At 68.6% G+C, this 20,529-nt stretch carries 21 protein-coding genes, 1 tRNA gene and 1 pseudogene; 13 read left to right on the plus strand and 10 right to left on the minus strand.

Annotated elements, in window-relative coordinates; all coding sequences use genetic code 11:
• The first annotated feature begins 116 nt into the window (after window positions 1–116).
• Window positions 117–1,853: an N-acyl-D-amino-acid deacylase family protein gene (locus tag JKL49_RS16560; protein ID WP_215341811.1), complete on the plus strand. Its 1,737-nt coding sequence runs from the start codon at window positions 117–119 to the stop codon at window positions 1,851–1,853.
• A gap of 45 nt (window positions 1,854–1,898) precedes the next feature.
• Here JKL49_RS16560 and JKL49_RS16565 read toward each other — a convergent pair whose 3' ends face one another.
• Window positions 1,899–3,902 carry an alpha-glucosidase gene (locus JKL49_RS16565; RefSeq protein ID WP_215341813.1) on the minus strand — a complete coding sequence of 668 codons (2,004 nt, stop codon included), beginning with the start codon at window positions 3,900–3,902 and terminating at the stop codon, window positions 1,899–1,901.
• A 307-nt stretch (window positions 3,903–4,209) separates the two neighbouring features.
• On the opposite strand from JKL49_RS16565, the gene JKL49_RS16570 reads away from it, so the two are divergent.
• The 4 genes and pseudogenes from JKL49_RS16570 (at window position 4,210) to JKL49_RS16585 (ending at window position 7,967) form a co-directional block, all read left to right on the plus strand.
• Entirely contained in the window at window positions 4,210–4,584 is a 375-nt protein-coding gene (locus tag JKL49_RS16570; protein ID WP_215341815.1) for a DUF3597 domain-containing protein, read from the plus strand.
• A 112-nt stretch (window positions 4,585–4,696) separates the two neighbouring features.
• Window positions 4,697–5,725, plus strand: coding sequence for a sterol desaturase family protein (locus JKL49_RS16575; RefSeq protein ID WP_215341817.1), 1,029 nt, complete (start codon window positions 4,697–4,699; stop codon window positions 5,723–5,725).
• 83 nt (window positions 5,726–5,808) lie between these two features.
• Window positions 5,809–6,786 (plus strand): annotated as a pseudogene (locus tag JKL49_RS16580) (bifunctional enoyl-CoA hydratase/phosphate acetyltransferase); the annotation flags it as partial.
• The gene (locus JKL49_RS16585) at window positions 6,783–7,967 is read left to right on the plus strand and encodes an acetate/propionate family kinase (RefSeq protein WP_215341821.1); all 1,185 of its coding nucleotides are present in this window, start codon (window positions 6,783–6,785) and stop codon (window positions 7,965–7,967) included. The pseudogene JKL49_RS16580 and the gene JKL49_RS16585, both read left to right, overlap by 4 nt.
• An 89-nt stretch (window positions 7,968–8,056) precedes the next feature.
• Here the strand turns inward: JKL49_RS16585 and JKL49_RS16590 are convergent.
• Window positions 8,057–8,140: transfer RNA gene (locus tag JKL49_RS16590), tRNA-Leu, on the minus strand.
• Window positions 8,141–8,187: 47 nt separating this feature from the next.
• Window positions 8,188–8,568: a hypothetical protein gene (locus tag JKL49_RS16595; protein ID WP_215341823.1), complete on the minus strand. Its 381-nt coding sequence runs from the start codon at window positions 8,566–8,568 to the stop codon at window positions 8,188–8,190.
• 134 nt (window positions 8,569–8,702) lie between these two features.
• On the opposite strand from JKL49_RS16595, the gene JKL49_RS16600 reads away from it, so the two are divergent.
• The 3 genes from JKL49_RS16600 to JKL49_RS16610 all read left to right on the plus strand — a co-directional run bounded on the left by JKL49_RS16600 (window position 8,703) and on the right by JKL49_RS16610 (window position 11,296).
• Entirely contained in the window at window positions 8,703–9,029 is a 327-nt protein-coding gene (locus tag JKL49_RS16600) for a FeoA family protein (protein ID WP_215341826.1), read from the plus strand.
• Window positions 9,026–10,900 (plus strand): ferrous iron transport protein B, encoded by a 1,875-nt coding sequence (gene feoB / locus JKL49_RS16605; protein ID WP_215341827.1) that lies wholly within the window; start codon window positions 9,026–9,028, stop codon window positions 10,898–10,900. The genes JKL49_RS16600 and feoB overlap by 4 nt, the downstream gene beginning before the upstream one ends.
• 84 nt (window positions 10,901–10,984) lie before the next feature.
• On the plus strand, window positions 10,985–11,296 hold the full coding sequence (locus JKL49_RS16610; RefSeq protein ID WP_215341830.1) for a hypothetical protein: 312 nt from the start codon (window positions 10,985–10,987) through the stop codon (window positions 11,294–11,296).
• A 97-nt stretch (window positions 11,297–11,393) separates the two neighbouring features.
• Here JKL49_RS16610 and JKL49_RS16615 read toward each other — a convergent pair whose 3' ends face one another.
• The 6 genes from JKL49_RS16615 to hppD form a co-directional block, all read right to left on the minus strand.
• The gene (locus JKL49_RS16615; protein WP_215341832.1) at window positions 11,394–11,900 is read right to left on the minus strand and encodes a MarR family winged helix-turn-helix transcriptional regulator; all 507 of its coding nucleotides are present in this window, start codon (window positions 11,898–11,900) and stop codon (window positions 11,394–11,396) included.
• On the minus strand, window positions 11,897–12,904 hold the full coding sequence (locus JKL49_RS16620) for a fumarylacetoacetate hydrolase family protein (protein WP_215341834.1): 1,008 nt from the start codon (window positions 12,902–12,904) through the stop codon (window positions 11,897–11,899). Before JKL49_RS16620 ends, JKL49_RS16615 begins: the two co-directional genes overlap by 4 nt.
• The gene (locus JKL49_RS16625; protein ID WP_215341836.1) at window positions 12,901–13,209 is read right to left on the minus strand and encodes a hypothetical protein; all 309 of its coding nucleotides are present in this window, start codon (window positions 13,207–13,209) and stop codon (window positions 12,901–12,903) included. Before JKL49_RS16625 ends, JKL49_RS16620 begins: the two co-directional genes overlap by 4 nt.
• 66 nt (window positions 13,210–13,275) lie before the next feature.
• The gene (locus JKL49_RS16630; RefSeq protein WP_215341838.1) at window positions 13,276–14,406 is read right to left on the minus strand and encodes a homogentisate 1,2-dioxygenase; all 1,131 of its coding nucleotides are present in this window, start codon (window positions 14,404–14,406) and stop codon (window positions 13,276–13,278) included.
• Window positions 14,406–15,386, minus strand: coding sequence for an isoaspartyl peptidase/L-asparaginase family protein (locus JKL49_RS16635; RefSeq protein WP_215341840.1), 981 nt, complete (start codon window positions 15,384–15,386; stop codon window positions 14,406–14,408). The genes JKL49_RS16630 and JKL49_RS16635 overlap by 1 nt, the downstream gene beginning before the upstream one ends.
• Entirely contained in the window at window positions 15,387–16,481 is a 1,095-nt protein-coding gene (gene hppD, locus JKL49_RS16640) for a 4-hydroxyphenylpyruvate dioxygenase (protein ID WP_215341842.1), read from the minus strand.
• Between the two features lie 117 nt (window positions 16,482–16,598).
• On the opposite strand from hppD, the gene JKL49_RS16645 reads away from it, so the two are divergent.
• The 5 genes from JKL49_RS16645 to JKL49_RS16665 are packed head-to-tail and all read left to right on the plus strand — an operon-like array spanning window position 16,599 to window position 20,112.
• Window positions 16,599–17,177, plus strand: coding sequence for a YqaA family protein (locus tag JKL49_RS16645; protein WP_215341844.1), 579 nt, complete (start codon window positions 16,599–16,601; stop codon window positions 17,175–17,177).
• Between the two features lie 28 nt (window positions 17,178–17,205).
• Window positions 17,206–17,721, plus strand: coding sequence for a disulfide bond formation protein B (locus tag JKL49_RS16650; protein WP_249778103.1), 516 nt, complete (start codon window positions 17,206–17,208; stop codon window positions 17,719–17,721).
• Window positions 17,718–18,281 carry a demethoxyubiquinone hydroxylase family protein gene (locus JKL49_RS16655; RefSeq protein WP_215341846.1) on the plus strand — a complete coding sequence of 188 codons (564 nt, stop codon included), beginning with the start codon at window positions 17,718–17,720 and terminating at the stop codon, window positions 18,279–18,281. Before JKL49_RS16650 ends, JKL49_RS16655 begins: the two co-directional genes overlap by 4 nt.
• Complete coding sequence (locus JKL49_RS16660) at window positions 18,278–18,922, plus strand: GNAT family N-acetyltransferase (RefSeq protein WP_215341848.1); 645 nt, start codon at window positions 18,278–18,280, stop codon at window positions 18,920–18,922. The genes JKL49_RS16655 and JKL49_RS16660 overlap by 4 nt, the downstream gene beginning before the upstream one ends.
• Window positions 18,919–20,112 (plus strand): MFS transporter, encoded by a 1,194-nt coding sequence (locus JKL49_RS16665; RefSeq protein WP_215341850.1) that lies wholly within the window; start codon window positions 18,919–18,921, stop codon window positions 20,110–20,112. The genes JKL49_RS16660 and JKL49_RS16665 overlap by 4 nt, the downstream gene beginning before the upstream one ends.
• On the opposite strand, the gene JKL49_RS16670 is transcribed toward JKL49_RS16665, so the two are convergent.
• Window positions 20,109–20,489 carry a hypothetical protein gene (locus JKL49_RS16670; protein WP_215341852.1) on the minus strand — a complete coding sequence of 127 codons (381 nt, stop codon included), beginning with the start codon at window positions 20,487–20,489 and terminating at the stop codon, window positions 20,109–20,111. The two genes, JKL49_RS16665 and JKL49_RS16670, sit on opposite strands and share 4 nt — an antisense overlap.
• Window positions 20,490–20,529: the final 40 nt, after the last annotated feature.

A 20,529-nucleotide genomic window follows, 5' to 3' on the forward strand; every position in this document is an offset into this window, starting at 1 on the left:
CGCCTGACGTGGGGTCATACTTTCCGGCCGCGCAACTTGGGTTCATGCTGCCTGGAGTTGGGTCCGCAGGCGCGGCCGGAATGACGTCTGCGTAGCCCCTCGACCGAGGGCGGACGATGCATGATCTGGTGATCCGAAACGGGCGTGTGGTGGACGGCGCCGAGACCCCGGCCTTCCTGGCCGACATCGCCATCGACAACGGCAAGATCACCGCCATTGGAAAGATCACGCAGGGCGGACGCCGCGAGATCGACGCCGGCGGCCTGATCGTCACCCCCGGCTGGGTCGACATCCATACCCACTATGACGGCCAGGTGACCTGGGACCCCTATCTGGCCCCGTCGAGCTGGCACGGGGTGACCACGGCGGTGATGGGCAATTGCGGCGTGGGCTTCGCGCCCGTCCGCCCCGACCGCCACGCCTGGCTCATCGAGCTGATGGAAGGCGTCGAGGACATCCCCGGCGCCGCCCTCTCCGAAGGCATCAAGTGGACCTGGGAGACCTTCCCCGAATATCTGAACAGCCTTGAGGGCCAGCCCCGGGTGATCGATGTCGCCACCCAGGTGCCGCACGGCGCGGTGCGGGCCTATGTCATGGGCGAGCGCGGCGCGCGCAACGAGCCCGCCACCGCCGAGGACATCGCTGAAATGTCCCGCATCGTGGGTGAAGGTGTCGCCGCCGGGGCGCTCGGCTTCTCCACCTCGCGCACCATGCTGCACCTGGCCAAGGACGGCGAGCCGGTCCCCGGCACCTTCGCCGCCGAGGATGAACTGCTGGGCATCGGCCGGGCCATGGGCCTGGCCGGTCACGGGGTGTTCGAGATGGCGTCGGACATGGCGCCCGCCGAGGACGAGTTCAACTGGATGCGGGCCCTGTCGGCCGAGACCGGCGTGCCGGTCACCTACGGCCTGCTGCAGTCGCCGGTGAAGGCCGACGGTTGGCGCCGCCTGCTGCAACTGACCGAGGAGGCTCGGGCCGAAGGCGCCCAGATCACCGCCCAGATCGCCTGCCGCCCCACCGGCATGGTGCTGGGCTGGCAGAGCACGGTGCATCCCTTCATCGGCCGCGAGACCTACCGCCAACTCTCCGCCCTGCCCTTCGCCGAGCGTATCGTGCATCTGCGCGACGCCACTGTCCGCGCCCAGATACTGTCCGAGCCCTCGCGGCCCATGGGCGTCATCGGCATGATCCTGACGCAAGGCTTCGACCGCATGTTCCGCCTGGAGCATGAGAGCGGCCTGGACTACGAGCCCCGCGCCGAGGACTCCATCGCCCACCTGGCCAAGACCACCGGCCAGTCGCCCGACGCCATCGTCTACGACATGCTCATGGAGAAGGACGGCCGTGGCTATATCTACCTGCCGCTGCTGAACTATGCGGAGTTCAACTTCGACCATATCCACGAGATGATGAACCACCCCAACACGGTGCTCAGCCTGTCGGACGGCGGAGCCCACTGCGGGGTGATCTGCGACGCCAGCTTCCCCACCTACATGCTGACCCACTGGGTCCGCGACCGCTCGCGCGGCGAGCGCCTATCCCTGGAGAAGGTGGTCTCCATGCAGACCCGCGACACCGCCCGGCTCTACGGCCTGCACGATCGTGGAACGCTGGCGCCCGGCATGAAGGCCGACCTCAATCTCATCGACTTCGAGAAGCTGGCGATCCTGGCGCCGGAGATGGCCTTCGACCTGCCCGCCCAGGGCCGCCGCCTCATCCAGCGCGCCCAGGGTTATGTCGCCACCCTCGTCGACGGCCTGGTCACCTTCGAGAACGGCGAGGCCACCGGCGAGATGCCCGGCAAGCTGATCCGGGGTCCGCAGTACGCACCGATGGCGCAGGCGGCGGAGTAGGCCCAACCGGGACGAGTGCAGCCAGGAAGTGCGAGGGCGGCCCGCCTAGATCTGGCCGAGGGCGGCGAACAAGGCCGCGTCGGGTGAACCTTCGCGGTAGAAGACCGGCGGATAGCCCAACTCGGCGACAACCGCGATCTCGACGCCACCGGCTTGCCGGTCGCCCGTCCACACGTTCACCCAGTCGGCGCCGGCGGGGAGATAGACCTCGCGGTCGGTCTTGCCCTCGCGGATGACCGGAGCCACCAGCAGGTCTGCGCCGTAGAGATACTGGGTCTGGTCGGCATAGGTTTTCGGGTCATCCTGGAAGTGCAGGAACATCGGCCGCTGCAGCGGCAGGCCGGTGGCCGCCGCCTCCGCAGACAGCCCCGCCACATAGGGCGCCAGGTGGCGGAAGACCCGCGTCATCCGCGCGAAGTGGGCCAGGACCTGGGGGTCTCCGTCGAGCTGCAGGTTCTCGTCGGGGCGGTTGCCCTCGTGGGAGCGCATCACCGGGGTGAAGGCCGCCATCTCCGACCAGCGCATCAGCAGTTCGGCGGTCCGCACATTGCCGAACAGGCTGGTGTAACCGCCGATGTCGCTGTGGTGGTAGGCGTTGCCCAGCAGGCCTGAGGACAGGGCCCCACAGATCACCGTGCCGATGCCGTCATGGCGGCTGAAGTCCACGCACTGGTCGCCGGCCCACAGCAGCGGGCAATGGGCCTGGACCCCCGTGAAGCCCGCCCGCAGGAAGAACAGCGCCTCGCCGGTCATGCCGCGCTTGGCGACGGCGCGGGCATTGACCTCCGCCCACAGGGTCGGCCAGGCGTTGTGCATCAGCATGCCGTCAACGCCGTTGGCCAGCTTCACATCGGTGGGGAGGTATTCTCCGAAGTCGGCCATCCAGCCCGACAGGCCGAAGTCCAGCATCTGGCGGCCGATGATCTCCTCCTCGAACCAGTCGCAGGCCTCGGGGATGGTGAAGTCCACCACGCCGCAGTCGAACTCGCCGAAGTCGACGATGTAGGGACCGGCGCCGTCCAGGGTCAGGGCCAGGTAGCCCTTGGCCTTGGCCAGCTCATAGAAGCTGCCGTCCACCGCCAGATAGGGGTTCACGTAGCCGAGGAAACGGATGCCCTTGGCCCGCAGTTCGCCGATCTGAGTGTCGAGGTTCGGGTAGCGCTTGGGGTTCCACTTCCAGTCCCAGAACAGTCGCTTGCCGAAGGAGGTGATGCGCAGCCCCACCCAGTCCTCGCACCACAGCCCGGCGACGGCGACATCGGCGTCGAGGAAGTTCTGCAGCCGGTCGAAGCTCTCCGCCCCCTGCTTGAGGCCAACGATCGCGCCCTCCAGCACCCAGGCCGGAAGCTGCGGCTGGCGACCGAAGCGCTCGGAGAGGACCCCGACGATCTCGACAAAGGTGTCCCGCGCCCAGACCTCGATCCTGGCCGGGATCTCCCAGACCTCGATCTCGTGGAATCCGTCGTGGCGGAAGTCGAAGACGCTGTAGGCTGTGGTGTCGACGTGCAGGGCGTAGAGCCGCGACGAGACATAGGTTGGCTGCGGATAGTTGGTGTTGAAGTAGTCTCCCCCCGCGCCGCCCAGATCGGCCTGGAGCGTAATCAGCTTGGTCTTGTCGCGGCCCACTCCGGGCTCCGAGGTCCACAGCGGGAAACGCCGGCCGCGCATGTCGAAATAGGACATCTGCTCGCCGCCACCCCAGACGTGCTCACCGGCCTCGGCGACTGTGCGAATCCAAAGACGGTTGAGGCTTGGATCGGTGGCTTCCAGCCCGATGGAGTCCGCGCCTATGGTCAAGACCAGGACGGCCGCGTCTGCCGCCGAGGCGGCGAGCGCGATGGAGACCGCCTCGCCCTGACGGGTGATGGTCGCCGCACGCAACGCCACCCGCTCCGTCACATAATCGGCGATCTTGAAGTTGCCCCGCAGCATCTGAACCTCGGGTTCGCCGCGGCCGACGAAGACGCAAGGGGCGGCGGCCGAATGGCGCAGAATCACCCGACCGGCCTCGACGACCTCAAAGCCCGAGGGCCGCTCGTTCACCTGCATGCAAACTCCTCTACCCAGAATCCCTGTGGGTCTGCGTACCATCCCTGACGTCTCGCAAGGGCGCGACCAACGTGGATCACGGACGAATTCTATAAGGCCGCGTGGGGCTGGAGCACCTAGATCCGCCAGCGGGCCCCCGTGACAGCGAGGGCCATTAAGGCATCATGGTCGGCGCCAACTTCGGCATCTAAGGCGCTGCAGCCCGGGACCTCGCGCGTTATGTGCGGCCCAGGGCTTCTTCTTCCGCGAACGCGTGGAACCAGCCGGACTCCCGAGCCTTCTGTCCTCACATTCCAGCGAGGCGCTCATGAGTATTTTCGGCAAGATCTTCGACAAGATTTTCCACCACAAGACCGCGGCCGCCCCGGCGCCCGCGCAGCCCTCGGCGGCGCCGACGGCCGCCCCGGCCGCGACGGCCCCCGCGCCTGTCGACGTCGAGGCGGTGCTGACCGCTATGGCGGCCCAGAAGGGCGGCGGCGGCAACTGGCGCACCTCGATCGTCGACCTGCTGAAGATGCTGGACCTGGATTCCAGCCTCGATGCGCGCAAGGAGCTGGGCCAGGAACTCGGCGTGCATGCCGGCGCCGACGGCAGCGCCGAGCAGAACATCGCCCTGCAAAAGGCGGTCTGGAAGAAGCTGGCCGAGAACGGCGGCAAGGTTCCCGCCAGCCTCCAGGACTGACGCGGCGAGGCGCGGAGAGGACGTCTGACGCCCTTTCCGCGCGCCTGTTAACGGCCATTCAACGCCAACTCGCTCTACTGCGGCCGACCGCAGAACGTGGAGCGAATATCCGATGGCGCTTGCCGAGACCTCGTTGACGCTGGAGGGCGCCGACCGCCGCCGGACCGTCATGGGCCGCACCGCCGTCGTGCTGGGCCTGTTGGTCTACGCCACCCTGCTCGCCGCCGCTTGGTGGGCGGTGGTCCACCTGCTCCCCGACCAGATCACCCTCCAGGCCTTCGGCAGGACCAAGGTCGTGGGCGACGTCCACAACCGCATCGTCACCGGCATCGGCCTGGTGGCCGCCATCCTGCCGACAGCGCTCTGGATCGAAGCCCTCGTCGTGGGTTGGGAGCGCAGTTCCGTCCGGGCGCTGATCTTCAACCCGACCCAATCCATGCGGACCGACCTCGCCGTCCTGGTCCTGGGTCAGGGCCACGTGCTCGAGCTGGTGGGCAAGGTGATGATGCTGGGCGCCTCGATGATCTCGGGCCTGGTGATCCGCGACTGGATCGCGGCCCGGACCGGCTTCGCGGTCGACCCCAGCGGCCTGCCCTTGGCGCTGCAGGTGGTGATCTATTTCTACGTCTACACCTTCTTCGACTATTGGACGCACAGACTCGACCACACCCGGTTCTTCTGGCCGATCCACCGCTACCACCACTCGGCGGAGGACTTCTGCGTCGTTACCTCGGCGCGGCAGCACCCGGCCACCTTCAGCGCCATCTTCGTGATCAACCTGCCGCTGGCCATCCTGGGGGCGACGCCTTCGGTGATGATCTTTGTCAGCGTGGTGGTGACCACGGTGGGCTTCCTGATCCATTCGCAGCTGCAGTCGGACTGGGGCTGGGTCGGCCGCTGGGTGATCCAGTCGCCCCTGCACCACCGCCTGCACCACAAGCTGGACATGACCTACCCCACCGGCCACTTCGCCATGGCCCCGATCTGGGACCGGCTGTTCGGCACCTGGTATGGCGGCGCCAGGCGCGACCTGGTGATCGGCGTCAGCCAGCCCTACCGCCACGGCTTCTGGATCGTGCCGGACCTGCTGCGGGACTACTGGCACTTCTGGTCGGGCTTCGTGATCAAGCGCACCGACTAAGGACTCCGCCCGCGCGCGATGAGCGTGTGTCAGCAGGCCGACGCAAGCGCTAGAACAGCTTCAGGCCTGCCGCGCCACGACGGGGGCAACGCCAGGAGCGCCCGATGGCAACGACAGAGACCGAGTACCGCACCCACGGCTGGCACGAGCAGCTGCTGGCGCGCTGTGCGGGACAACCGCCCATCGCCACCGCTGTCGTCCATCCCTGCGATCCGACCAGCCTGCAGGCCGCCGCCGAGGCCGCGTCGCTCGGCTTGATATCGCCGATCCTGGTGGGGCCCGAGGTGAAGATCCGGGCGGCAGCGGCTGCGGCCAAGACCGACATCTCCAGCTTCCGGCTGGAGCCGACCCCCCATAGCCACGCCGCCGCCGCCCGCGGTGTCGCCCTGGTTCGCGCCGGCGAGGCTCAGCTGCTGATGAAGGGCTCGCTGCATACCGACGAGCTGATGGAGGCGGTCATGGACGCCCAGACCGGCCTGCGGACCGGCCGGCGGATCAGCCACGTCTACATCATGGACGTGCCCATGTACCCGCGGCCGCTGTTCATCACTGATGCGGCGATCAACATCGCTCCCACCCTGGAGGACAAGCGCGACATCGTCCAAAACGCCATCGACCTGGCCCATGTGCTGGGGGTGGAGCATCCCCGCGTCGCCATCCTGTCGGCCGTCGAGACGGTGACCTCCAAGCTGCAGTCGACCCTGGACGCCGCGGCCCTGTGCAAGATGGCCGACCGGGGGCAGATCACCGGCGCTGTGCTCGACGGCCCGCTGGCCTTCGACAACGCCATCAGCCTCGAGGCCGCGAAGGACAAGGGCATCGTCTCGGAGGTGGCGGGCCGGGCCGACATCGTGGTCGTTCCGGACCTGGTCTCCGGCAATATCCTCGCCAAGCAGTTGACCTTCCTGGCCGGCGCCGACGCCGCCGGCGTCGTGCTGGGCGCCCGGGTCCCGATCATCCTGACCAGCCGGGCCGATGCGGAGAGCGCCCGTGTCGCATCCTGCGCGGTCGCCGTGCTGATGGCGCGCGCCGCCCAGACAGCCGGGAGGCCAGCGGCTTGAGCGACGCCGTCCTCACCCTCAACGCCGGCTCATCCAGCCTGAAGTTCGCGCTCTACACGGTGGGGGGACCGGCGCCACGCCTGATGTCGCGGGGCCAGATCGAGGGTGTCGGAACCGCGCCGCATCTGGTGGCAAAGGGGCCTGACGGGGCGGTGTTGGCCGAGCGGCGCTGGACCGACGCAGACCTGGATCACGAAGCCTTCTTCGCCACGCTTCTGGCTTTCGTCGATGATCACCTCGGGGGAGATCGCCTGTGCGCGATCGGCCACCGCATCGTCCACGGCGGAGCCGACTTCTCCCGCCCGGTCCTCGTGGATGACCGGGTCCTGGCTCGCCTGGAGGTCCTCAGCCCGCTGGCGCCGCTCCACCAACCTCACAACCTGGCTGCGGTGCGGCTCGCGCGGAGCGGCCGGCCCGGCCTGCCTCAGGTGGCCTGCTTCGACACTGCGTTCCATCATGGCCACGCCTCCGTGGTCACCCGCTTCGCCCTACCCCGGACCTGGCATGAGCAAGGCGTTCGCCGATACGGCTTCCACGGCCTTTCCTACGAATTCATCGCCGATGAGCTCCGTGGGCTTGATCCGGCATTGGCGGCCGGGCGGGTCATCGTCGCCCATCTCGGAAACGGCGCCAGCCTGTGCGCCATCCATGACGGCCGCAGCGTCGACACCACCATGGGCTTCACGGCCCTGGACGGCCTGATGATGGGCACGCGGTGCGGAGCCCTGGACCCCGGCGTCATCCTCTATCTGCAGCAGCAGGGCCTGACGCCCGACGCGGTGCAGACACTCCTCTACGAACAGTCGGGCCTCCTGGGGGTCTCGGGCCTGTCGAGCGACATGCGGGTGCTGCTGGCCAGTCTCGAACCCGCGGCGAAGGAGGCGGTGGAGCTGTTCGTGTATCGCATCGTTCGGGAAATCGGCGCCCTGGCCGCTTCCATGGGCGGCCTGGACGGCCTCGTCTTCACCGCAGGCATCGGCGAGAACGCGCCGGCCATTCGCGCGGGCGTCGCCGAGCGCCTGGGCTGGACCGGCCTCACGCTTGACGGCGCGGCCAATCGCGCCGGACAGGGCCTGGTCAGCGCCACCCAAAGCCGCCTGAAGGCTTGGGTCATCCCCACGGACGAAGAGATGATAATCGCCCGACACACGATGGAGGTCGTCGAATCCGGGGGCGCCTAGATCCAGGAGTTTAGAGCCTGCTTCAGGCTTCGATAGAAGCCATCAGGCTCTAGGCTGGGCCGGGATCTCCGGCTCCGCCAGACTCGATTTGGTGCCCCAGGTCGGACTCGAACCAACACGCCTCTCGGCAACAGATTTTGAGTCTGCCGCGTCTACCATTTCGCCACTGGGGCTCCAGAGCGGCCGGCAATGTAGCGGCGAGACCTGCCGCCGCAAGCCGCTATTGCGCCGCGGCCTCATCCTCGTGGCGATTGAGGGCGGCGTGGGCGGCCAGCAGGATGTCGACGGCGACGATGGCCCCCACCACGGCGGCGGCGGCCATGGCCGCGCCGCGCCTCGGGTTCTCGCGGCCCGTCGCCTTGGCCAGGGTGATCAGGTCCATGGCGTCGCCGCCGACCCGCAGCCAGAGCCACGGGCCCGGCCGCACCGGCGACAGCAGGCCCGCGCCCGCCGCGATTTCGCGGGCTCCGAAGGCGGCCACGGTCTCCTCGTCGGAGGTCAGGCCCACGAACCTGGCGAACGGACGGGGCGCGGCGACGGCGGCGAGACCGAGCCCCAGGCTGACGACGCCCAGGGCGCGCTTGACGATGACCAGGTCCAAGTCCGTTTCCTCCAGCTGTGGAGCAGCCAATTCCTGATCCCGCGCCCGGTTCCGGCGAGACGCTTCGCCGCAAGCGCACTCTCGACGCGACATCATCCGAATGATAATCACTCGCAACGAGTGAGGGTGTCCGCATGAACAATCTGTCGATGGACAGGGTGGCGATGGCCGAGACGATCCCCGAGGTCGGGATCACGGTTCGGCTAAGCGACGCCTCCGTCGGCGACCGGGGCGTCATCATCGACGTCCGCGCCGAGGATGACGGCAAGGACCACGGGGTCGATATCGAGGAACTGCAGCGCCGCCTGCTGGAGTTCGGCTTCGTCGAGGGCGCGCGGATCGAGGTGATCCACGAGGGCGCCATCGGCCACGACCCCATCGCCGTGCGGCTGGACGACATGCGCGTGGCCCTGCGCCGCCGCGACGCCGGCGACGTCATCATCCTGCTGGACCGCCCATGACCGACGTCGCCCTGTCTCCGGCCCGGGTCGCCCTGGTGGGTAATCCCAATTCCGGCAAGACCGCGCTGTTCAACGCCCTCACCGGCGGCCGCCAGAAGGTAGCCAACTACGCGGGCGTCACCGTGGAACGGAAGGAAGGCACGGTCACCACCGCGTCGGGCCGCACGATCCACGTTCTCGACCTGCCGGGCACCTATTCCCTGCGCGCCCGCAGTCCCGACGAGGTGGTCACCCGTGACGCGGTGCTGGGCCAACTGGCCGGCGAGACTCCGCCCGACGTCATCGTCTGCGTGGCCGACGCCACCAACCTGCGGCTGGTGCTGCGGCTGATCCTGGAGCTCAAGCAGGTGGGCCGCCCGCTGGTGCTGGCGCTCAATATGTTCGACATCGCCCAGCGCCAAGGCCTGCGCATCGACCTGGAGGGTCTGGCCCGCGACATTGGCGCGCCCATCGTCACCACGGTGGCCACCCGCAAGCGTGGCATCGAGGAACTGGTGGCCCAGATCGACGCCACCACCCTGGAGGCCGCCGCCGCCGGGGCGCAGGACTGGCGCGAACCCGACGCCGGCGAGATCCGCGACGCGCACCGCGAGGCTCAGCGCCTTATGAAGGCCCACGTGCGGCCGCCAGAGCACCCCGACACCCTGACCGGCAAGGTCGACGCCGTCCTGCTGCACCCCGTCTGGGGCCTGCTCATCCTGTTCGCCCTGCTGCTGGTGATGTTCCAGGCGGTCTTCACCTGGGCCACGCCGCTGATGGACCTGATCGACGCCGGCATGACGGCGCTGGGCGGCCTCGTCGCCCTGGCGGTTCCTGAAGGCCTGGTCCGCAGCCTGCTGGTCGACGGCGTCATCGCCGGCGTCGGCAGCGTGCTGGTCTTCCTGCCCCAGATCCTGATCCTGTTCCTGTTCATCATCATGCTGGAGGACTCCGGCTACATGGCCCGGGCGGCCTTCCTGATGGACAAGATTATGGGCGGGGCGGGCCTGCATGGGCGCGCCTTCATCCCCCTGCTCTCCTCCTTCGCCTGCGCGATCCCCGGGATCATGTCGACGCGGGTGATCGACTCCAAGCGCGACCGGCTGACCACCATACTGGTGGCGCCGCTGATGACCTGTTCGGCTCGCATCCCGGTCTACACCCTGATCATCGGGGCCGTCGTCCCGGCCAGGGTCGTGGGCGGGGTGTTCAGCCTGCAGGGCCTGGTGATGTTCGCCCTCTATGCGGCGGGGATCTTCTCGGCGCTGGGGGTATCCTTCGTGATGCGGCGCTTCTTCTGGCGGGGGGTCAGTGAGCCCTTCATGATGGAGCTGCCCACCTACAAGAAGCCCGACCCCACCAACGTGGCCCGCAACCTGCTGCTGCGCGGCCAGATCTTCATGAGCCGGGCCGGGCGGATCATCCTGCCGCTGATGGTGTTGGTCTGGTTCCTGTCCACCTTCCCCTATGCGCCCGTGGGCGCCACCGCGCCGGCCATCGACTACAGCTTCGCCGGCATGATCGGCCACTTCATCCAGCCGGTCCTGGCCCCCATCGGCTTCAACTGGCAGATGTCGGTGGCCCTGGTCCCCGGCATGGCGGCGCGCGAGGTCGCGGTGGCGGCGCTGGGCACCGTCTACGCGGTGGGCGACGCCGATCAGGCCAGCGGCGGCCTGGCGGCCAAGCTGGCCCAGCAGTGGTCCCTGGCCTCGGGCCTGTCGTTCCTGGCTTGGTACGTCTTCGCCCCGCAGTGCGTGGCGACGCTCGGGGTCGTGAAGCGCGAGACCAATAGCTGGGTCTGGCCCACGGTCATGTTCGCCTACATGATCGCGCTGGCCTACATCGCCGCCCTGATCGTCTATCAGGTCACGGTGGCGCTCGGCGGCGGGTAGAACGTCGCAAACACAAGTTAAGCGTGAGCTTTAACGACGCGATAAACGGCCTGCGCGCAACCTCCGCCTATGGGAGGCGTGATCATGGAAAAGATCCAGACCGAACGGCGGCGCAAGCCACGACCCAAGACCAGCGCGGAGGCCGTGGCCGAGCGCATTCGACAGACCCTGCTGATGTTTGGCGGCGAGGCGCACCGCCGGGAGGTCATCATGCAGATGGCCCGCGACTCCGGCCTCGACGTCCGCAACATCCCCGAGGAGCTGGAGACCACGGTCATCACCAGCTTCGAGGCGGCCTGGGCCGATGCCGAGCAGCGCGAGACCTTCGGCTTCACCCTGCGGTTCGGCGAAGGCTCCCACCGTTGGGGCGTCCGGATGCCGGAGACGGCGCACTAGAGCGGGATGCCAAAAAGTGGGAACCGGTTTTTCGCGTCGATCCCGCTCCAGATATAAGCAGCGATCACGTTTCATGATTTGGATCGAACGATCCAAATCATCGTGATCTGTGCGTAGGCGCGCCGTCGCCGGCGAGCGCGTTGGCCGCGCTCTGCAGGCGGTTCAGCAGCCGCTTGAGCAGCAACACCTCGTCGGGCGCGAGCCCTGAGATCAGCGCCGCCTCATAGGCGAGCGCCAGAGGTGCGATCTCGGCATGCAGCCGCGTCCCCTCAAGGGTCAGAGCCACGACGTGCGACCGGCCATCGGCATGGTGGTCGGAGCGTTCCAGCAGGCGGCGCTTGAACAACCCCTGGGCCGCGCGGCTCACCGTCACCTTGTCCATGCCGGTGCGCGCCACGATGGCGCCCTGGGTCAGGCCGCCATCCTCCGCCAGCACGCAGATCAACCGCCACTGCGGAATGGTCAGGGCAAACCGGTCCTCATAGGCCCGGGCGATCAGGCCTGAGACCGCGTTGGAGGCCACCGACAACCGGTAGGGCAGATAGGCGTCCAGCTTCAGCCCGGTGGCGGCCGCGGTATCGGTGGGCTGGGACTGAACCGTCATCTGGCCGCGACCTCCTGTTCGATGGCGCCGAAGATGGAGTGGCGGCGGGCGTCGCGCATTTCAACCCGCACGCGATCTCCGGCCTTGAGGAACGGGGTCTTTGGCGCGCCATGGGCCAGGGTTTCGATGGTCCGCAACTCCGCGAGGCAGGAATAGCCTACACCACCTTCGGCCACCGATTTCCCTGGACCGCCGTCGGGGCCGCGATTCGAGACGGTGCCCGAGCCGACGATCGCGCCGGCCCCCAGAGCGCGGGTCTTCGCGGCATGGGCGATCAGGGTCCCGAAGTCGAAGGTCATGTCGACGCCGGCGTCGGCCTCGCCCAGCGGCTTGCCGTTGAGCTCCACCTCCAGGGCTCCGGAGAGCCGGCCGTCCTTCCAGGCGTCGCCGAGGCTGTCGGGGGTCACCGCCACCGGCGAGAAGGATGAGGCGGGCTTGGACTGGAAGAAGCCGAAGTTCTTCGCCAGCTCGTCGGGGATCAGGTTCCGCAGTGACACGTCATTGGCCAACATCACCAAGCGGACGGCGGCCAGCGCCTCCTCGCGGCTCGCCCCTTGCGGCACGTCACCGGTGATCACCGCGATCTCGCCCTCCATGTCGCAGCCCCAGGCCTCGTCGGCCAGCGGGATGGGATCACGCGGGGCAAGGAAGCCGTCGGAACCGCCCTGGTACATCAGGGGATCGGTCCAGAAGCTGGCGGGCATCTCGGCGCCTCGCGCCTTCCGCACCAGCTCCACGTGGTTCACATAGGCCGAGCCGTCCGCCCACTGATAGGCGCGCGGCAGGGGGCTCTCAGCGTCGTGCTCGTGGAAGCGCACCCGCGGGATCGAACCGTGGTCCAGGCTCTCGGCCAAGCCCTTTAGCAACGGCTCGCACCGCTCCCAGTCGTCGAGGGCCGCCTGCAGGGTGGGCGCGATATTGGTCGCCTCCACACACCAGGCCAGGTCGCTGGACACCACCACGAGGCGTCCATCACGCCCCCACTTCAGTGAAGCGAGCTTCATTCCTGGTCTCCCATCATTTCTGTTTTCGTTGAATCGCGGCGCGGGATGACGCGGGTCAGGCGGACCCCACGCTCATAGGCTTCCGGCTGGTAGACGATGACCTCGACGCAGATGTCGCCCTTGGGCTCGTCGACCCAGAGGTAATTTCGCTCAAACTGGGCGGAGCGGCCGGCGGGCGTGAAGCCTTCGTAGGTGTCGCCCCAGGGGGTGACCTGGGACAGGTCCCGCCAGCCCAGTTCACAGGCTCTTGCCAGTTCTTCCTCGGCGGCGTCCGCCAAATCCTGCTGGCGGTCGACGCTGGGCATTCAGATACGCGCGTCCATGGGGACGGCGGCGAGCGAGCGCTTGTTGCGGTCGAGGGGGACTTTCACCTAGGCGGTCTTCCAGCTGTCGACATAAGCGGCATTCTCAACCGTCGCGGCGGCCTCGCCAACCTCCAACGGGTCGCGAGTGTCGATCATCACGGCATATTCATCGGTGGCCGGCTTGGGCTGGCTGAGCATGTTCTTCAGCGCCTTGGGGTGCGGACCGTGGGTGAAGCCGGACGGATGGAAGGTCATCATGCCGGCGTCGATGCCGTCGCGGCTGAAGAAGTCGCCGGCGTGGTAGAACAGCACCTCATCGAAATCGTCGTTGTTGTGGAAGAACGGGACCTTCAAGGCCCCCGGATCGGTTTCGAACGGCCGAGGCGCGAAGGTGCAGACCACGAAACGGTCGGAGACGAAGGTGGTGTGGACGCTGGGGGGCAGGTGGTAGCGGTGGCTGACCACCGGCCGCAGGTCCTTCACGTTCAGGCGTACCGGCGCCAGGTCGCCGTGCCAGCCCACCGCGTCGATGGGGTTGTAGGGATAGGTGACCACCGAGACCTCGCCGCGCTTCTTGATCTCCACGCGGTATTCGCCGGGTTGCGCCTGGTGGGCGCGGAAGGCCTCGTCCATGGCGGGCGTGTCCAGCATGGCCGGATCGAACAGGGCGTGGCCGCCCAGCAGGCCCTTGTCGGGCAGAGAGAAGTGGGTGTTGGTGGCCTGGATCATCAGCACAGCCGTGGGCGCGCTGGGCGACAGCCGCCACATGGTCCCGCGCGGCAGGTAGAGATAGTCGCCGGCGGCATAGCCAATGCGGCCGTAGTCGCAGAACAGGTCGCCGGCCCCGTCATGGACGAACAGCAGCTGGTCGCCGTCGGCGTTGCGGGCCAGGGCCGGCATGGGTGCCGCCAGCTTCCAGAAGCGCATTTCCACGGCGGCGTTGTGCAGCACCACGGGCGCGCTCCACGGCGAGCCCGGCGCCTCGTTCAGGCGGGCGAGGTCGAAGGCGCGGGGCCGCAGCGGACCCTCGAAGTTGGTCCAGCCGGTGGGCGGGCGGGGGTGATGCAGGAAGGCGGCGGGGCCGAAGAAGCCCTCCTTGGAAATCTCCCGCTCATAGGTCCCCTCAGGCATGTCGGCATGGGCCTGACGGGAGTGTGTCCCCTGCGCGCCGCGAACCGGGATCCAGTTTCGAGCCATCAGAATTCGTCCCTGTAGATACCCACGGTCATCGGGCGGCCCTCGGAGGCCTGGGCGCGGTACATGCCCGAGGTGTTGAAACTCCAGGCGATCTGGCCGTCGGGGGCCACGCAGATCACGCCACCATCGCCGCCCAGCGCCGTCAGCCGGTTCTGGATCACCTCGTCGGCGGCGGCCTGTAGGCTAAGCCCCTTCAGCTCCACCAGGGCGGAGATGTCGCGCGCCACGGTCAGGCGGATGAAGTACTCGCCGGTCCCGGTGGCCGAGACCGCGCAGCCGGCGTTCGACGCGTAGGTCCCCGCCCCGATCAGCGGGCTATCCCCTACCCGGCCCCAGCGCTTGCCGGTGGTGCCGCCGGTGGAGGTGGCCGCCGCCACGTCGCCGTGGATATCCAGCGCCACGACGCCGACGGTGCCGTGCTTGCCCTCGTCGTGGGCCAGACCCTGAGCCGGGTCGGGCCGGTCAGCGCCGACCGGCTCGGGCGGGATCGGCAGGTTCTCGGCCTTCAGGAAGTTGATCAGACTGCGCCAGCGCCGGGCGGTGTGGAAGTGGAAGGGCTCCACCAGCTCCTCGCCCTGGTCGGCGGCGAAGTCGTCGGCGCCCTTGCCGATCAGCATGACGTGGGGCGAGCGCTCCATGACCGCGCGGGCCAGGCTGATAGGATGGCGCGCGTGGGTGACGCCGGCCACGGCGCCGGCGGCGAGGGTGCGGCCCTCCATGATCGCGGCGTCCAGCTCGTTGCGCCCCTCCGCGGTGAAGACCGCGCCCCGGCCGGCGTTGAACAGCGGATCGTCCTCCAGCAGGCGGACGGCGGCCTCGCAGGCGTCCAGCGCCAGGCCACCGGCCTTCAGCACCTGGGCGCCCGCCTCCGTCACCTTGGCCAGGGCGGCGCGGTAGGCCGCCTCCTGCTCAGGCTTGAGGTGGGCGCGTTCGATCACGCCCGCCCCGCCGTGCACGACAATGGCCCACTTGCGCGCCAATCAGCCCTCCTTGGCCGGCAGCACGCCCCGGCGGACCTGGTCCAGCTCGATGGACTCAAACAGCGCCTTGAAGTTGCCCTCGCCGAAGCCCTCGTTGCCCTTGCGCTGGATCAGCTCGAAGAAGATCGGCCCGATCATGTTCTCGGTGAAGATCTGCAGCAGCAGGCCCTGGCCCTCGGTAGGGGCGCCGTCCATCAGGATCTGGTCGGCGCGCAGGCGTTGCAGGTTTTCCTCGTGGCCCTTCACGCGGTCGGGAAGCTGCTCGTAATAGGTCTCCGGCACCGACTGGAAGCGGACCTCGCGGTCCCGCATGGTCTCGACGGCGTGGTAGATGTCCCCGGTCCCCAGCGCCACGTGCTGGATGCCCTCGCCGTGGTAGTCCTTGAGGAACTCCTCGATCTGCGAGTGGTCGTCCTGGCTCTCGTTCAGCGGGATGCGGATCTTGCCGCAGGGGCTGGTCATGGCCTTGGAGATCAGGCCGGTCTGGGCGCCCTCGATGTCGAAATAGCGGATTTCCCGGAAGTTGAAGATGGTCTCGTAGAAGTCGGCCCACTTGCCCATGTTGCCGCGGAACACGTTGTGGGTCAGGTGGTCGAGATAGGTCAGGCCGACGCCGTTCGCAGCCTCCGCCTCCGCCGCGCCCGGGATCGGGATGAAGTCGACGTCGTAGATCTCCTGGGCCCCGTAGCGGTCCACCAGATAGAGGTTCGAGCCGCCGATCCCCTCAATGGCCGGGATGTTCAGTTCCATCGGGCCGACCGGACCCTCAACCTGTTTGGCGCCGCGCTCCAGCGCCAGCTTCATCGCCTTGGCGGCGTCCTTGACCCGGAACGCCATGGCGTTGGCCGAGGGGCCGTGGATCTGCCGGAAGTCGGCCGGCTGTCCGGCCGGCTCCATGTTCAGCAGGAAGTTGATGTCGCCCTGGCGCATGCGGATGACGTTCTTGGAGCGGTGCTTGGAGACCGCCGTGAAGCCCATCTTCTCGAACAGGCCCTTCAGCAGGTCCGGCTCAGGGGCGGTGAATTCGACGAACTCGAACCCGTCGGTGCCCAGCGGGTTGTCGAACAGGTCGCGGGAGGGGGCCTGGGCGTTCATGTGCGTGCTCTTTCGAGGAGAGATAGTATCATATGAAACCAACTGCCTGATCCGAGCCGGCGAGACAAGTCTTGCCGCGCCTGCTAGCAAACGTGTGAACAGCCTCCTCGGATCACAATGCTTCGCAAACTCTACGACTGGGTCATGGGCCTGGCCGGGTCTCGCCACGCGCCCCTGATGCTGTGCGGGGTGTCCTTCGCCGAGAGCTCGTTCTTTCCGATCCCGCCCGACGTCATGCTTGCGCCGATGGTGCTGGCCCGTCCAGAGCGGGCCTATGTCTATGCCGGCCTCTGCACGATCTCCTCGGTGCTGGGGGGCTGCCTCGGCTATTTCATCGGCTACCACCTCGGCGACCTGGGCCACTGGCTGCTGGCGCTGATGGGCCATGCCGACGGCGAGGAGGCCTTCCGCGCCTGGTTCGCCAACTGGGGTCTGTGGGTGATCCTGATCAAGGGCCTGACGCCCATCCCCTACAAGCTGGTGACCATCGCCGCGGGCCTGGCGCAATTCTCCTTCGTGACCTTCCTCTGGGCCTCGGTGGTGACGCGCGGCGCGCGCTTCTTCCTCACCGCCACCCTGCTGAAATATTTCGGCCCGGCGGTGCGCGAGGAGTTCGAGAAGCGGCTGACCCTCTACACAGTCATTGGCCTGACGATCCTGGTGTCGGGGCTCGTCGCGCTGAAAGTCTTGGGCTAAGCCCCGTTTTGCGCTCATATCGCGCGCCATGATGTCCTTGATCCGCGCCGTTCTCGACCGCTGGGCCTTCTGGGCCCTGGGATCCTCCGCCCTGATGCTGGCGGCCGCCCACGCCTTCGAGACCTTCGGCGGTTACGCCCCCTGCACGCTCTGCCTGCGGGCCCGCGAGGTCTATTGGGTCGCCGGCGCGGTCGCCCTGGCCGCCATCCTGGTCCGCAAGCTGCCCCGCGCCGCGCGCTGGCGCTGGACCTTCGACGCGGCCCTGGCCCTGATCTTCGCCGTCGGCGTCGGCGTCGCGGTCTATCACTCCGGCGCGGAGTGGAAGTGGTGGCCCGGCCCCACCACCTGCTCGTCCACCGGGGCCTCGGTCAGCACCCAGGCCATGGCCGACCTGCTGGGGGGGGCCAAGATCCGGCCGCCTGCCTGTGACGAGGCAGCCTGGCGATTCCTCGGCCTCTCCATGGCGGGCTGGAACGCCCTGATCTCCCTGAAGCTGACGGCCTACAGCGCCTTGGCAGCCATTCATGATCGGCGCCGGCCATGAGCGACAAGCCCATTCCCCCGCGCCCCGGACAGGGCGCTGTCGCCGCCCGCCTCGCCGAGATCCTGCGGGTCGACCACGCTGGCGAAATGGCGGCGGTGCAGATCTATCGCGGCCAGCGCGCCGTGCTCGGCGGCTCCAAGGGCCACGAGCGCATCAGTGGCCAGCTGGCGGAGATGGAGGGGCACGAGGCCGTCCACCTGGCGCGCTTCGACGCCCTGCTCACCGACCACGGAGTGCGCCCCACGGCCATGACCCCGGTCTGGCGGCTGGCGGCCTTCGCGCTCGGCGCCGGCACCGCCCTGCTCGGCGAGAAGGCGGCCCACGCCTGCACCGAGGCGGTGGAAGACGTGATCGAGCAGCACTATGCCGGCCAGGTCGCCGAACTGAAGGGCCGCGAACCGGCGCTTGCCGCCGAGCTCTCCAAGTTCCGCGACGAAGAGCTCGCCCACCGCGATCACGCCGTGGCGGAAGGCGCCCGCGAGGCGCCCGGCTATCCGATCCTGGCCGCCGTGATCCGCGCCGGCTGCAAGGCCGCCATCAAGATCAGCGAAAAGCTATGACCGACGCGCAGATCGAAGCCCTGCGGCGCGGCGCCGAGGTCCCCGTCACCGCGGGCCTCGCCGACCTCAACGCCGTCGCCGACGATCTGAGCGCCGCCTTCCGCACCGATCCTCAGTTCTGCTGGTTCCTGCGCGACGACGCCGGGCGCGAGGCCGCGCGCCTGCGGTTCATGAAGATGCTGCTGAAGGAGATCGCCCTGCCCACCGGCGAGGTGACCCGGCCCGCCGGCGGCGGCGCGGTCTCCATCTGGATTCCGTCGCAGGCGCTGGCCCCCAACAGCCTGTTGCAGGAGCTGCGGGTCTTTCCCACCATCCTGGGCGCCACCGGCCTTGGCCGCATCGGGCGGCTGGCGGCCATGCGCAAGGTGATGGACGAGCTCCACCCCATGGCGCGGCCCCACGCCTATCTGTGGTTCCTGGGTGTGCGCCCCGAAGCCCAAGGCCTGGGCGTCGGCTCGCGGATGCTGAAGGCCGGCCTGGCCAAGGTCGACGCCGCGGGCCTGCCCGCCTACCTGGAATCCTCCAACGAGGCCAACGTCCCCCTCTATCGCCGCTGCGGCTTCGAGGTGATGACCGAGTTCCGCGCCCGCCCCGACGCCCCGCCCGCCTGGGCCATGTGGCGCGAACCGCAGGCGGTGTGACCGGTTCGGCCCGCACCCTGCTGCTGACCCGGGGCCTCCGCGCCTTCGGGGACGGTTTCGTCGCCCTGCTGCTGCCGGTCTATCTGATCGCCCTCGGCTTCTCGCCGCTTCAGGTGGGGATGCTCACCACCGCGACCCTGCTGGGTTCGGCGGCCCTGACCCTCGTGGTCGGCGCCGTGGCGCACCGGGTCAGCACGCGCCGCCTACTGATCGCGGTCTCGGCCCTGATGTGCCTGACCGGCCTGGCCTTCGCAGGCCTAGGCGGCTTCTGGCCCCTGGTGATCGTGGGCTGTATCGGCACCCTCAATCCCTCCGGCGGCGACGTCAGCCCGTTCCTGCCGCTGGAACAGTCGATGCTGGCCCACAGCGCCCCGGACGCCGAGCGCACCAGCCTGTTCGCCCGCTACAGCCTGACCGGCTCCCTGATGGTGGCGGGCGGCGCGCTGGCCGTGGGCCTGGCCGAGCAGCTGGGCCGCCACTTCGCCTGGACCCATCTCGACATCGCGCGCGGCATGTTCGGCCTCTATGCCATCCTGGGCCTGGTGGTGATGGGGCTCTATCGCGGCCTGCCGGCTGTGGAGAGCGACGCCGAAAAGGCGCGGCAGCCGCTGGGCCCCTCCCGCAACCGGGTCTTCCTGCTGGCCGGCCTGTTCAGCATCGACAGCTTCGGCGGCGGGTTCCTGGTGCAGTCGCTGCTGGCCCTCTACCTCTTCCAGCACTACGGCCTGTCCCTGACCACGGCCTCGGCCCTGTTCTTCTGGATGGGGGTGCTGACCGCCTTCTCGCAGCTGGCGTCGGGGCGGCTGGCCCGGAGGATCGGCCTGGTGAACACCATGGTCTTCACCCACATCCCGGCCAATATCTGTCTGATGCTGGTGGCCTTCGCCCCCAGCCTGCCCGTCGCCATCGGCCTGCTGCTGGTGCGCTCCACCCTCTCGGCCATGGATGTGCCGGCGCGCTCGTCCTACGTCATGGCCATCGTCACCCCGCCCGAGCGCGCGGCGGCCGCCAGCCTGACCAATGTGCCCCGCAGCCTGGCCTCGGCGCTCAGCCCCTCGATCGCCGGCCTGTTGCTGACGCTCAGCCCCTTCGCCTGGCCTCTGCTGATCGGCGGCGGCCTGAAGATCGGCTACGACCTGCTGCTGCTGCTGATGTTCCGGACGGTGAAGCCGCCAGAGGAGATGGACTAGCGCGTCCCGAGCGTCCGGCGTCCGATGGCCAGCAGCACGGCCAGCGTCGCCTCCACCGCCATGGGCATCACCATGTCGGGCGCCAGGCCTTCCATGCCAGCGGTGATCAGCCGCCCCACCAGGGCCAAGCTCACCAGCACCAGCGGCACGGTCACCAGCCTGCGGTCATTGCGGATGGCGGCGGCCAGGGCGAAGGCCCCCATGCCGCCGAAAAAGCCGGCGACATCGGCCCTCAGGGTCGCCAGACCCAGGCCGCCGATGGGCGACAGGCCGAGCGTCGCCGCGGGGATCGCCGGGTCGGTCCAGAGCCGCAAGAGCCCGATCAGGGCGAGCACGCCCAGGGCGCCGACGAGCAGGCGGGGCAGGAGACGGAGCATCGGACGATCCAGACAGCTTGATTGTGGCGCGATACATGCC

This window comes from Phenylobacterium glaciei (assembly GCF_016772415.1).
Taxonomy (GTDB): Bacteria; Pseudomonadota; Alphaproteobacteria; order Caulobacterales; family Caulobacteraceae; genus Phenylobacterium; species Phenylobacterium glaciei.